The 14,108-nt window shown below is 45.3% G+C and carries 10 protein-coding genes; 1 reads left to right on the plus strand and 9 read right to left on the minus strand.

What is annotated here, in order from left to right:
* A partial coding sequence (locus QZ576_RS17165) for a DUF6261 family protein (RefSeq protein ID WP_297099264.1) occupies positions 1–303 on the plus strand: 303 nt, incomplete at its 5' end.
* Between the two features lie 137 nt (positions 304–440).
* On the opposite strand, the gene uxuA is transcribed toward QZ576_RS17165, so the two are convergent.
* The 9 genes from uxuA to QZ576_RS17210 all read right to left on the minus strand — a co-directional run bounded on the left by uxuA (position 441) and on the right by QZ576_RS17210 (position 14,101).
* A complete protein-coding gene (gene uxuA, locus QZ576_RS17170; RefSeq protein WP_297099266.1) occupies positions 441–1,655 on the minus strand; it encodes a mannonate dehydratase in 1,215 nt (404 codons plus the stop codon).
* Between the two features lie 110 nt (positions 1,656–1,765).
* Positions 1,766–2,572, minus strand: coding sequence for an SDR family oxidoreductase (locus QZ576_RS17175; RefSeq protein WP_297099269.1), 807 nt, complete (start codon positions 2,570–2,572; stop codon positions 1,766–1,768).
* 17 nt (positions 2,573–2,589) lie between these two features.
* Positions 2,590–3,561 carry a glycoside hydrolase family 43 protein gene (locus QZ576_RS17180; RefSeq protein WP_297099271.1) on the minus strand — a complete coding sequence of 324 codons (972 nt, stop codon included), beginning with the start codon at positions 3,559–3,561 and terminating at the stop codon, positions 2,590–2,592.
* 117 nt (positions 3,562–3,678) lie between these two features.
* Positions 3,679–4,821, minus strand: a complete 1,143-nt coding sequence (locus tag QZ576_RS17185; protein ID WP_297099274.1) for an endo-1,4-beta-xylanase — start codon at positions 4,819–4,821, stop codon at positions 3,679–3,681.
* 35 nt (positions 4,822–4,856) lie between these two features.
* On the minus strand, positions 4,857–6,311 hold the full coding sequence (locus tag QZ576_RS17190) for an MFS transporter (protein WP_297099276.1): 1,455 nt from the start codon (positions 6,309–6,311) through the stop codon (positions 4,857–4,859).
* A 63-nt stretch (positions 6,312–6,374) separates the two neighbouring features.
* A complete protein-coding gene (locus tag QZ576_RS17195; RefSeq protein ID WP_297099278.1) occupies positions 6,375–8,279 on the minus strand; it encodes an endo-1,4-beta-xylanase in 1,905 nt (634 codons plus the stop codon).
* Between the two features lie 26 nt (positions 8,280–8,305).
* Positions 8,306–10,060 carry a glycoside hydrolase family 43 protein gene (locus tag QZ576_RS17200; RefSeq protein WP_297099280.1) on the minus strand — a complete coding sequence of 585 codons (1,755 nt, stop codon included), beginning with the start codon at positions 10,058–10,060 and terminating at the stop codon, positions 8,306–8,308.
* Positions 10,061–10,165: 105 nt separating this feature from the next.
* A complete protein-coding gene (locus QZ576_RS17205) occupies positions 10,166–12,121 on the minus strand; it encodes a carbohydrate binding domain-containing protein (RefSeq protein WP_297099282.1) in 1,956 nt (651 codons plus the stop codon).
* Positions 12,122–12,157: 36 nt separating this feature from the next.
* On the minus strand, positions 12,158–14,101 hold the full coding sequence (locus QZ576_RS17210; RefSeq protein ID WP_297099284.1) for a RagB/SusD family nutrient uptake outer membrane protein: 1,944 nt from the start codon (positions 14,099–14,101) through the stop codon (positions 12,158–12,160).
* Positions 14,102–14,108: the final 7 nt, after the last annotated feature.

Below are 14,108 nucleotides of genomic sequence, written 5' to 3' on the forward strand. Positions count from 1 at the left end.
AAAACTGAAAACCTAACGGTGCAAGACCTAACGGAACAACGTCGTCAGGAAAAAGTAGACCAGGACAACGAAGAATATAAATTGTTGCGCGAGGCTGTTGATACAGCTTACGAAAAAATTGTATCGCGAATTAATGCGCTGGTTGAACTGGAAATGAGTACTCCGGAAATTGATAATTTTATTCAATTAACAAACAACCAGATAACCGATTACGAAAATGAGCTGGCTGCACGCCAGGGACGTACCGACAGTGAGCCTGAAGAAGCGGAACCTATTCCTCCAACTTCGGGCGAAGAAGTATAACGTGTTTGATTTGTGGAGAACAAAGGCATCCTTCCTTCGGGTTGGGTGCTTTTTTTGTGGCAAAAAAAAGGGATTCTATCTCTAAAAAAAGATGGAGTCCCCCGGCATCCTGGTTATTGTGGCTTAGAAGTATGTAGTTATACTTGCTTCGCCAGCATAAATTCAATTCCATGCATCAATCCGTCCAGCTCAGCCAAACCTTTTAATCGCCCGATTAACGGATACCCCGGATTGTAATCGTGTTTGTAATCGTCCATAATCCGGATGCCATGATCGGGGCGAACCGGCATTTTCACATCGCTTCTGCCCGATTGAATTCTGCGTTTCTGTTCTTTTATCAGGGCGAACATTATTTTCATCATATCCTGCGAACCGTTTAAATGCCCCGATTCGTAGAAACTGCCGTCTTCAAGCAAAAGCGTATTTCGCAAATGCACAAAATGAATGCGGTCGCGGGTTTTTTCAATCACTTCCAGCAAATTGTTTTCTTTGCGTGCTGAGAGCGATCCGGCACAAAAAGTTACACCGTTGTTGGGCGAAGTATTCGCTTCAAAAAGCCACTCGTAATCCTCCAGTTGACCAATGATACGTGGTAATCCCAACACCGGAAACGGTGGATCGTCGGGATGGATGGCCAGCTTTACTCCGGCTTCCTCAGCAACCGGGATTACATCCTCGAGAAAGGCTTTTAAGTTGTTGCGCAGTTGTTCTTTCCCGATGCTCTTGTAACGGTCGATAAACTCCAGGAAAAGGCCTTTCGGATCCGAAACGGAACCGTCAATCACACCATCGATAAAACCTTGGGTAACCACAATAATATTGTAGGCCAACTCTTCGGCTTCCTGCTCTGTCATCTTCTCAAAAACGGCTTTTGCCTTTTCAACGATTTCCGCCGGATAATCAGCTTCGGCGCCCGGGCGTTTTAGTATAAAAGCATCGAAAGCCACAAAAGTGGGGAAATCAAAGTACATCGATTCTCCGCCATTTTTCATCTTAAAATGCAGATCGGTGCGTGCCCAATCCAACACCGGCATAAAATTGTAGCAGATCGTATCGATACCACACTCGCCAAGGTTTCGTACCGACTGCTGGTAATTGGCAACAAGTCGTTCGCGGTCGTTCGAGCAGATTTTGATGCCTTCCGAAACCGGAAGACTCTCCACAACACTCCAGCGCATTCCACGCTTTTCGATGGCTGTTTTCACCTTCAAAATCTCTTCAACCGGCCACACTTCGCCATTCGGAATATGATGCAGGGCGGTAACCACTCCTTCAACTCCCATTTGCTGCAAATCATCAAGCGTTACCATGTCTTTTTCGCCAAACCAACGCCACGTTTTTTCTAATGCCATTTTCCTTCTTTTACCAACTTTTTGAATAACGAAAGTGGCGATACCCAGCACAGGCACACCACTTTCTTTTATCTATTCTTAAAACAAATTAATTATGGTCGTGTTCAAATTTACACACCGCTAAACGAGCTGAAACCACCGTCAACAGGAAGAATTACACCTGTTATAAATGATGCCGCATCGGAGCATAAAAACTGCACCGCGCCGTTCAGCTCTTTAATGTCGCCAAAGCGCCCCATTGGTGTGCGGGCCAGTACTTTTTTGCTTCGTTCGGTGTACGATCCATCCGGATTGATCAACACATTTCGGTTTTGGTCGCCAATAAAAAAGCCCGGAGCAATCGAGTTCACTCGCACCTTTTCGCTGAATTTGGTCGCCATTTCCATGGCCATCCACTGCGTAAAAATATTAATGGCAGTTTTGGCTGTTGAATAACCCAAAACCCTTGTAATGGCCGAGTAAGTAGCCATCGACGAAATAGTGATGATACTTCCCTCGCCACGGTTTGCCATGGCCTCGCCAAACACCAGACTTGGGTAAACGGTTCCGTTCATATTCAAATCGTTAACGCGTTCGAAGTCCTCGATTTTCATATCGAAAACCGTTTGTTCCTCGGTTAATGTTGCACCCGGAAGATTTCCTCCGGCAGCGTTTATCAGGATATCGATCTGCCCCCATGTTTCGAGGATCGTTTCGCGCGTTTGTTTTAACTCGCTCATATCCAATACACTCGACACAAAACCAACGACCTCGCCCCCAAATTGTTTCAACTCTTCAACACGGTTATTTACGTTCTCTTCGCGAATATCGAGAATGGCCACTTTAACGCCGGCCTCGATTAAACTGCGGGCGATACTTCCGCCCAAAACGCCGCCACCGCCTGTAACGATGGCAACTTTATCTTTTAAACTAAACATTTCTTTACTTATTAAATTTATTCTGCTGTTCCTTCTATCGTAATAATTTTTCCTTCGGCATCATATTCCAGTTCCACAACTTTCATGCTGCGCAGCCAGGTTTTGCCATTTGAAGGTACACAATCGTGATGAAACAGGTACCATTTTCCTTTGAATTCAACAATTGAGTGATGCGTTGTCCAGCCCACAACCGGCGTTAAAATTACGCCCTGGTAAGTAAACGGACCATAAGGATTGTCGCCAATAGCGTAGCACAATTTGTGCGTGTTTCCGGTTGAATACGAGAAGTAATATTTACCGTTGTATTTGTGCATCCACGAAGCTTCGAAAAAACGTCGGTCGTGGTCGCCGGCTTTTATCGGCTTGCCGTTTTCATCCAGAATAACCAGCGCCTTTGGTTCTTCGCCAAATTCCAGCATATCGTCGCTGAGTTTGGCAATTCGTGCCGGCAATGCCTGCTCATCATCGCCCGGTTCCTGACCACATTCAATGGCTTTGTTGTTGCGGTAACGCTGCAACTGGCCACCCCACAAACCGCCAAAATACATGTAATGGCTGCCATCCTCATCCTCAAAAACACACGGATCGATGGAGTAACTTCCTTTCATCGGCGCTTCCTGCGGAACGAACGGCCCCTCAGGTTTATCGCTGATGGCCACACCAATCCTGAAAATATCGGTCTGGTCTTTCAGCGGAAAATAGAGGTAGTACTTTCCGTTTTTATAAGCACAGTCGCTGTCCCACAGCTGGCGGCCCGACCACGGAATGTCTTTCACATCGAGCGCTACGCCATGATCGGTAACTTCTCCGTCAATTTCATCCATCGAAAAAACATGATAATCGCGCATATCGAAATGGTCGCCCAAATCGTTTTCGGGAATACCCGACTCAACATCGTGCGACGGGTAAATGTAGATTTTTCCGTTAAAAACATGTGCTGCCGGATCGGCAGTATAAAGGTCATCTACAAGGTATCGTGCTTTCTTCATTTTACTATAAATTTTGCTTTCTAATCATTCAATTCTATTGCGTTCGGGAATTTCAAATAAAATATCCGGGAGCTGCCCTATGGTGCACCCCCCGGAAAAACTAACTACCTAACTAAACTAATTTATATTTTCAGGCTGGTTGGCCTCATTAATCAACTTTGCCACAATACTTTTTGGCTGGTAATCGCGATCGAACAACAGCGGGTAATCGGTACGTCCGTGCACCGGAAAATCGTTTTTCCACGAGGTAGCATCCGAAACGCCCCAAAGCGTTACACGCGAGATTACATCAGAGTGTTTCAGAAACAACTGAAAGAAATCGAGCATGCGGTTATCCCACAATTCCATTTCGTTATGCGGAACTCCGGCGGTGTACGGATTCAGTTGTTGCTGGTACTCGAAACTGGTTGAAATATCGGCACCAACATCCTGGCGCGGCTGTGGCAAAATCGACATATCCAGCTCAGTAATCATCACTTTCATTCCTTCGCCGGCGTATGCTTCAATCGCTTTTTCATACTCGTCAATCGAAGGGCCGTCCATTCCAATGTGTCCCTGCATGCCAATGCCGTCAATCCGGATTCCTTCGGCTTTTAAATCGCGCACCATTTGAACCACGGCGTCGCGTCTTCCAGGGTACCATTCGTTGTAATCGTTGTAATACAATTCGGCATCAGGATCGGCTTCGTGGGCAAACTGAAACGCCAGTTTTATAAAGTCTTTTCCAACAATCTGGTAGAACTTGCTTTCCCTCCAGCTGCCGTCTTCCAAAAACGCTTCGTTAACCACATCCCAGCCTTTTATTCGGCCTTTATAACGACCAACAACCGTGTAAATATGGTTTTTCATACGTTCGATCATCACTTCGCGCGAAACGTCGTTTCCTTCGGCATCGGTGAAAAACCATTTTGGTGCCTGCGAATGCCAGATCAAACAATGGCCGGTGATAAATTTGTTGTTGGCCTCGCCAAAATCCACAAACTGATCGGCCAGAGAAAAATCAAATTCGCCCTCTTGCGGCTGGATTTCCTCGCTTTTCATACAGTTTTCGGGAACAATGGCATCAAACTGACTTTTAATCACACCAACAGCCGCCGAATCCTCCCCGGTGATTTGCCATTCGTTCATGGCCGTTCCGATATAAAACTTGCCTTGAAAAGCATCTTTTAAAGTTTCCGGGGTTTTCTTTTTTGATGTGCTGCAAGCAAAGGTAACTGCCGCAAGCGCTATCAATGCAATGAATATTCTGCTGTTTCGCATGTGATTATTTTTTAGGTTTTTATATAAAATCAAGTTTATACTCTTTTTGATAAAAGGTCTTTCTGAATCTGAACTTCTTTGCTTTTATTGATTTCGTAGAAGAACAGCAATGCAACGCCGATTAAAAACGGAATAGACGGGTAAATACTTACCAGCATTTTTGCTCCCTGAGCCACACTTTCGGGCTGAACCAGTTCCTGACCGGCTGCCACTGCGTCTTTCGAAACGTAGCCGTACAAACCAAGAATCCAGGTAACAATGGCACCTCCAATAGCCAGTCCGGCTTTCAGTCCCACCATCATTGCCGAGAAGATTATAGCTGTTGCGCGGCGGTTGTTAATCCACTCCGAATAGTCGGCCACATCGGCGATCATCGCCCAAAGAATTGGTGTGGTTACACCATAGAAAAACATATGCAATGCCTGCGCTATAAACATCAATCGCACATCTTCAGGATTGTAAAAAATGAAAGAAGCAATAAACAGGGTGGCAATAAATAAAGTAATTCCGAACACATCTCGTTTTCCGAATTTATCCGCCAGTTTTCTTGACACCGCAATACCGATCATCGAAAAAATGATTCCTCCGGCGTTGAATAATCCAAAGCCTGCTGATGCTACATCCGACTCAAAAAAGTTCAACCCAATTGCCGAAAGCGAATCTAAAATTGGCTGGATAAAACTTTGCAATGCCGCCTCGTCAACGTAGTTATTAAAATAATAAACGTACGATCCGCCTTTCATGGCAAGCGTAACAAACACAAGAATTGTTAGCGTTAACATGATGATCCACGGACGGTTTTTAAATAAATCTCTCAAATCTTCTTTTAAACTTGCTTGTTGCTCGGGACGAGGAACCACGCGCTCTTTTGTGGTCAGAAAAGTGATCAGCAAAAGTACGGTACCAATGATGGCCATCCAGGTCATTACCGATTCAATTCCGGCCGCTTTATCGCCATTTCCCACGTGTAAAATGATCGGCAACATAAATACCTGCACAAAAAACTGTGCAAACATTACCGCCGCAAAACGGTACGACGAAAGGCTGTTTCGCTCCGACATGTCGCCGGTTAGCACGCCACTTAATGCCGAATAAGGCAGGTTACTTGCCGCGTAAGCCAGCAGCAACAAAGTGTAAGTTCCGGCGGCGTAAATCAGCTTTCCTTTGTACGAAAAATCGGGTGTTGTAAATGCCAGCAAAGCAATTACACCCAGCGGAATGGCCGTAAACAAAATCCAGGGGCGAAATTTTCCCCAGCGCGAATGCGTTCGGTCGGCCAAAGCACCAATAATCGGGTTAAAAGCAAAAGCTGCTACCAGTCCTACCACCAGCATAATTACTGATGCGTGTTCGTTCTGCAATCCATAAATGTCAGTATAGAAAAACGCCAGGAAAGTAACCAGGGTTTGAAACACCAGGTTGGCAGCCAGGTCGCCGAGGCTGTATCCAATTTTTTCTATTACAGAAACTTTCTGTGAGTTCGTATCCATTTGATTTGGTTTTTTATGTATTAATCTTTGATTTCTATTTTTGGCTCGTTCATTATTGAAGTTTTAATCAATAAGAAGAAGTTTCATTGTTTCAATGCGATCGCCGGCAACAAACCGACAGATATAAACTCCGCGATTCAATTTATTTCCGGTGTTATTCGCCGCGTTCCAGGTAACTATGTGCGTTCCGGCATCAAGGTTTTCGTCCACTAAAGCAGTGACTTCCCTGCCGGCAGCATCCAAAATTTTTATGCTTACATGTTCGCTTCGTTTTAAATCGAACTGAATTTTTGTAGAAGAACTGAACGGATTCGGGAAACTCTTTATTCGAACAGCATCCCGATAAAGTATATCTTCGGTTGCCGTAGTCAATACGGTTTCTTGTACATACTCGGCAAGCCATGTAAATGCAGGTCGCAAGGTTCCGTCGGACCTTACCAGGTAACAGGTTTCCTGCCACATATCGTTTTCGTAGTAACCCCACAAAGTGATGCCCTGAATGGCCGGATGTTCCCAAAGAAGCGGGAAAATTCGTTGATACAATTCCAGCTGCTCATCATCGTCAGGCGTTCCCTCATTATCGATGTTTCCAAGGTCAAGCTCAGTTATATAAATTGGCAAACCTATTGCAGCCAGCCGGTTTATATTAAAATTCAGCATTGAATTTGGCGTACTTTCCAAGGCAAAGCGGTGACCTTGCACACCAATTCCGTCAATCAGTCCACGATCGTTTAACAGCTTGATAATTTCAATGTAAGTGTTGGTTGCCGAAGTGCTGTTTATAATCCCGTAATCGTTGAGTAACAATTCGGCATTTGGGTAATATTTTCGGGCCATTTCGAATGCTTTTATCACCCAGTCCCAGCCGGTTTCGCCGTCGCCGCCCAGCGCCTCTTTGTAATTGGCTCTTCCGTTTTCACCATCGGGCGGATTGTGGCTTGCCAGCGGCTCATTTACCACATCAACTATATCGGTCTCCGGATAGCGCTCGGCGCATTTACGAATCCAGTACTCGATGTATTCCAGCTGTTTAGCCTGATCGAGACCCGAAATCCAGTACGGCTGCTGTGATCCCCAAATCAGAGTATGCTCCTTGAATAAAATATCATTCTCTTTTGCATAAGCGTATAACTCATCAAGTGCCGACCAATCCCAGGTTGTGGTATCGATGTTGTTGGCAATGCTTGCCCATTTCCCTTCATTTCCGGGCGTTAGCTGATTCCAGATATTTACAAATGAATAGTCGCCTGAAGCTTTCACGTTTCCAAGAAATTTAGGCTTTCCTTCGGCAAGAGGAGGCCCCGGATATACCGGATCTTCTGGCCAGTCTACTGATCCTGCGAGTTCATTATCCAGCGCTTCAACCGTATAAAATAGATCTGCTTTTCCAAAAGCTATTTTATCAAACTCAAGGCCGTCTTCGCGGCTTCCGATCTGAAAAGTAAGGCTTAGATTGCCTTCTTCAACCACAAAAGCATCCGGAAAATTTCCATAAAAGTTATTGGTGATATTTACCCATTTCCAAATTTCGGATCCGGCACCACCTGCATCGTAAACCACATTCTTATCACCTGTAAATCCGCCATCGGCCAATCCGTTTATCATTACCCAATCGGCAGCGTCAGTCAGGCTTTTTTCGCCAAATCCTGAGGCACTAAAGTAACTGTCATCCTCGAATTCGTTGGCACCTACACGCATTCTTACAAACAATTGATAGGTGCCCGCACTTTGAAAATCAACCTGGTAAATTATTACACTTTCGCTGCCTCCGGGATACGACGAGCCGGTGTAGTTAACATCGGTTGTTACATACGACACATCGCCATCGGTAAGCACCGAATAATTGCTTCCCACCGTACCGGATTCAGCTTCAATAATAACGGGTTTTGCTCCCGCATCGCTGTCCTGAGCAAGGCCGGTGTAATTAAAAAATGTAGTAATCAGTATTAAGGTAAAAATGTGCTTCATGTTCTTGATTTTTTGGTATAAATATTTTAAGGCTGTAAATCATTTGCAGTGGTGGCATATAAACCGATTAATGCCCCGGTAAATCCACCGGCAACATCGGTTGAAAGTATATCGCCCGAAACGGTACCACCCAAATTCACATAGTCAGTCCCGTTGGTTGAATAGGCAAATTCATAATCATCGCCATCAGCTTTCACCTGCAGTTTTACAGCACCGTTTATTTCAATTTTTTTGCTTGCAATATGCATCGATTTGTGTTCACCAACCCGTCCGGGCCACTCGTTACGTTGGAGCAAAATATAATACTCGCTGCCCTTTTTGGTGATGCCAAATACATAGTTCGATTTTTCGTTTTGCAGACAAACCAGCCCAGCCATATCTTTCTCCGATTCAGGAATATAATCCATGACAGTCGAGAATGAAAAAGTATTGTGCTGCTGCCGGTAAAAAAGTATTGAGGCAGGTTTTACCTCTGTAATATTTACCTCGAAAGGATTGATCTGCAGACCGTTTTCTGTTTTAGCGATAAAATCTTCGCGCGGGCCTCTTAATCCAATCCACCGGTAATCGAGTTTTTCTGACGAGAAATGGTCGGTGAACGTAAAGTTTCCGCTGGGTAAAAAGCCGTCCTTCCCGGTAAGGTTTTCAGTACCTTCCGGCATTTTTAATTTGGGTTCCATCGGGATCAATCCGTTTACAAAAACCGGGAAATCACCCGACCAGTCGACGGGTAAAATAAAGGTTTCGCGACCGGTATTTACACGTTGTTTTTCGTTTGGACGAACCGCCAGAAATACGCCGTAATACTGATCGTTTGGCCCGAGTACCAAATCGGCATGGCCGGCCCAATCCACTTTGTTGGCACGATCGGCAGGAAAATAGCGCTGCGTGAGTATCGGATTATTTTCGGCAGGAATAAATGGCCCGTAAGGATTATCGCTCGCAAAAATTACTTCGCTGTGCCAGCCTCCTGTACCACCTTCGGCGCACATCAGGTAGTAACGTCCGTCTTTTTTATAAAGGTGCGGCGCTTCAATCCAGATCGGCTTTTTGGTAATGTCAACACCACCGTCAACCACAATTTTATCGGTGCCTTCAATCACCTGATCGTTTTCCAAATCGTATTCCCATATTTTTATAACGCGGTGTCCTTCGTACAATTCTTTTCCCGGGTCGGGAGCATCGTTGTGCACCACGTAAGCTTTTCCATCGTCGTCGAAAAACAAAGACGGATCGATACCGTTGAAGTTCAACTTGTAAGGTTCGCTCCAACCTTTAAACGGATCTTTCGTTTTAACTACCATATTTCCCAAATCGCCGGCAACCTGGGTCGTAATCATATAAAACGTATCGTTGTGCGGATTGTAGCGGATTGCAGGAGCATAAACACCTCTGCTGATTCCGAGGTTGGCTATGCGCAACTGCGATTTGCTCTCCAACACATGACCGATCTGTTTCCAGTTGACTAAATCTTTTGAATGAAAAATAGGCACACCGGGAAACATCACAAACGAAGAAGTGACCAGGAAATAATCGTCACCTTTTCGGGTAATCGACGGATCGGGGTAACACCCCTGCAAAATCGGATTGTAAAACTCATCGGTTTCCAAAGGGTTCTCCTGATAAATTTTGTCGTTTCCCTGGTAAGTTGCTTCCAGAAAAACAGGGCTGTTTGTTGCCTTGACTTTTGTGTTGTCCTGCCCGCAAACTACAGCGGCGAAGGATAATACAAAAATGATGGTCAGCATCCATTTTTCCGGGCTCAATTTATTCTTCTTCATAATATTCTTTAGGCGTTTCCGGCGTTTAAATCTTCGTTTAGCTGCAAAGATGAAAAGAATAACTGCCGGTAAAGGCAGTTATTCTTTATCTATCATCAGTTTTAATTATTCACATCCACCGTCGTATTCGGCAATTACAAGATTATCGATATACATCGTTTGCGTAGTAGCTCCCGCATCAATCAACACCCGTACATCTCCGGTTGCTGTGGTTTTAGCCTCGAAAACCTTTGAGTAATAAGCCCATTCGGTTGTAAGGTTAAAATCAGGCGAGTAGAAGAAATCGCTACCCTGACCGTCGTATTGCGAAGCCGAGATTCTGAAGAAACCTTCTTCGCCGGCTGCTTTTGCCCAGAAACTAACTTTGTACTGCTGTCCAACGGTAAGCGCCACTGCATCGGTTGCAATTTGTACATCCCATGGGTTACCACCGGCTCCAACAACTTTTAGCGACTTATCGCCTTCGTAAGCTTCGGCTGCTGTAACAGAAGCATTATCCGGACCGTTCAGGATTTCCCAACCTGAAAGATCTTCTTCAAATCCACCGTTTGCATATTCACTGGCTTTTGGCAGATATTCTTTCAGACTCATTGCATCGATGAACATGGTTTGCGTTGTTGCTCCGGCATCAATAACGATGTTAACATCGCCGGTTGCGGTTGTTTTTGCTTCGAAAACCACCGAGTAATAAGCCCAGTCGGTTGTTAAAGCAAAATCAGGAGAATACAGGAAATCGCTTCCCTGACCATCGTATTTCGATGCTGACACGCGGAAGAAACCTTCTTCACCGGCTGCTTTAGCCCAGAATCCCAGTTCGTACATCATTCCAACTTCCAGTTCCAATGCATCGGCTGCAATTTGTACATCCCATGGATTACCGCCGGCTCCAACAACTTTCAACGATTTGCTTCCACAGTACGAATCGGCAGCAGTAACTTCGGCATTGTCGGCTCCGTTCAGCACTTCCCATCCGGTAAGATCCTCTTCGAAACCACCATTAACTAATAACTCAGGAGAGCTTCCAACAGGTGCCGAAGCGCCTTGAATCAGAGTAATATTGTCTACTACAAACGGAACGTCGGTGTGCCCCATATCCAGTACGATGCGGGTTCCGTTTTCCAGCTCCTGTCCGGTGAACGTCCAGGCATATTGTTGCCAGTCGGTTGATAATTCAACATCGTCGCCATAGAAATAATCATCAGGCCATTGCGATGCTGAAACCCTCATTATGGCTCCATCGAGTTCGGCTTTTGCCAAAATAACAACAGTATATTCGGTGTTTTCCAGCAGCTCAATAGGATCGCTGGCAAACTGTGTATTCCACGGATTACTTGCTGCACCAACCACATGAATTGCTCGTCCGTAGTAGGCATCATCGCCGCTAACTTCGGTCATTTGGTCGCCACCGTTCAGTTTTGTCCAGTTGTCGAAATCGTTACCGCTACCCTGGTCTAATCCACCATTTACAATCAGGTTTTCGCCTGCATAGAACAAGAACTCTGATTTTGATGTACCGTGCATGGTTGTTACTTCAACTTTTGCTTCTTCGTAAGCCTCTAAAGCAGGAACAGTAACTTTCAATTCGGTGTCGGTATTCGATGTAATATTTGCCGTTACGCCGCCAATTGTAACCGTTGGGCCGTATTCAGCATTAAATGACAAACCTTTAATCGTTAGCTCCGATCCGGGTGCCACTGCCGACGAATTAAGCGACTGAACAAGCGGTGTTGGTCGTAACAGAACTTCAAATCCGGTTACCACGCGGTAATCAGGATCAATAACCAGTGTAATAAACGAACTACCAATTTTTGCATCTTCAGGAACGGTTAAACTAATAGCCGTTCCATCGTACATAAACATCGCTTCTTCGGTTCCCACCCATGCAGACTGAACTGTTTCGAGGTTTGAACCGGAAATTGTTATCACATCGAGCGGATAGGCAGAGTCAACGCTCATTTCGGTGATATTTACAGGAGCGAATGCCTCATCTTCCTTACAAGCTGTTGTTAAAAGAAAGATTGACAAAGTGCCCAGCAAAAGAATTTTTATATAATTTTTCATTTTTATTGTCTTTAATCGTTCTATTATCAATCCTTTCTAGTTATATCCCGGGTTTTGGTATTCAGCTTTTTCGGCATCAGTCATTTCCAGCGCATCAAGCTGTCCCTGAGGAATAGGACGCAGGTAATGGTAATCGGCAATTTCACGCGAATATTCAACCGGTGTATGGTCGCTAACTTCACTACCGCAAATGGTAAATGTAGCGGCAACTTCGCCCCATTTTTGTGTACGAATTAAATCGTACCAACGGTAACCTTCGCCAAACAATTCGCGCGAACGCTCTTCCAAAACATAGTCGATATCGATAGTTTGCGGAGTTGCAGCAACCATTTCGGCACTGTAATCGGCAACTTTTTCTTCGTTGGCGCCATTGTCCCAGCGCCATTTTCCGGCACGGGCACGAAGTACATTGATCAACTCTCTGGCCGACATAGAACCAGAAGCACCTTTTACTGCTGCTTCGGCTGCCACAAGATAAAGTTCAGAGAATTTAGCCACATAGAACGGGCGGGTAAGTGCACCGTTTGGTTCTCCTAAACCACCATCGTTGTCGGTGCGGTAAGTTCCCAGTTTCCACAAACCAGGATAAGAACGACGACTAATTCCGCTAGGTGCTATTACATAGTCAGATCTGCCGGCCAGCTCGCCACCACCCATGTTACCGCCGTTGTTAAATGTTCCAGTGTAACTTGGAGTTTGGCTGTCGTCATCAAGGAAAGTAAGAATGGCATCGCCGGGTTGAACTTCCAATCCGTTTGCATTGTACATTACATCCACATCGGGTGCAGCACCGTCAAGGTTCCAGTTTCCACGGTAGCTGGTAACGAAAGTACCATCGTAGCGCGAATCGTGCGTTTTATCGGCAAATGTTTCGGTAAACACTTCAATCGGTGGAGCCATACGCGTCCATGGACGACCATACGACTGGGCAGCTTCACGCCAAACACTTTGTACCTGGTCGCCGTTTGAATCCAGTGCATTCATCACATAAATGTTACAGGTTACCATCCATACAGCAAAGTTATCAGGTGCAGCAGCACTGGCGTAAGTCAAACTACCATCAAGGTAATATTCGCTTTCTTCGGTACGGTCGGCGTATAAAAGATGCTCGCTGTTGCGGTCGTTCTCTGCTAAGTTTACATCGTAATATGTCTCTTGCAGTCCGTAAGGACCCGGATCGTTAATGGCAGCCATTGCAACATCGTAAGCCTGCTGGAAATACCATTGTGGATTGTGTCCATCAGGATCAACCCTGTCGGCAGCCGGATAAGTAGGAATGTTATTCGGATTTTCTAACCACCAGCCGTAAGTTAAATAGGCTTTTGCCAGGAACAGACGGGCAGTGGTTTTGGTTACAGCACCGGTTAAACGTGGTTCTGTAGGAAGATTTTCCACCGCATAAATCAAATCGGGGAAAACACATTTTGTGTATACTTCGGGCACGGTGTTACGCACCGATACACGGGCAGGAGTTGCGTTAAATTTCAACTCGCCCGATCCCAGATCAAGTGGAACTCCACCAAAAGTCTGTGTCAGCAAGAAATAGTCGAATGCACGGAAGAAGGTAGCTTCGCCAATTAAAGCATCAGAAAGGCCAACACCTGAAGCATTTTCGATAATACCACTGGCGGTATTAATGTTGGTAAACAGCGCATTCCATATTACATCCGAACGGCTGGTACTTGGCGTTAACTGGCCTTCGCCCGAAAGGTCGTGGTCTTTAAAGTTAGCATCGGCACTCTGTCCCCAGGTATACTCATCGGTACCTGTTTCGCACGAGTTGTAATAATATGCCTGTCCATAGATCCAACGCAGGTGAGCATACAACGATGTTAACCCGCCCATTACACCGGTTTCGGTTTGGAAAAACCCCGGCTCATAAATATTACGTGGATGTTCTTCAAGGATATCGGTACACCCAACAACCAAGAACAGGGCCATAAAGGCTGCTCCTATTTTTGTAATTATTTTTCTTTTCATTTTAGTA

This window comes from uncultured Draconibacterium sp. (assembly GCF_913060805.1).
In the GTDB taxonomy this organism is placed as follows: domain Bacteria; phylum Bacteroidota; class Bacteroidia; order Bacteroidales; family Prolixibacteraceae; genus Draconibacterium.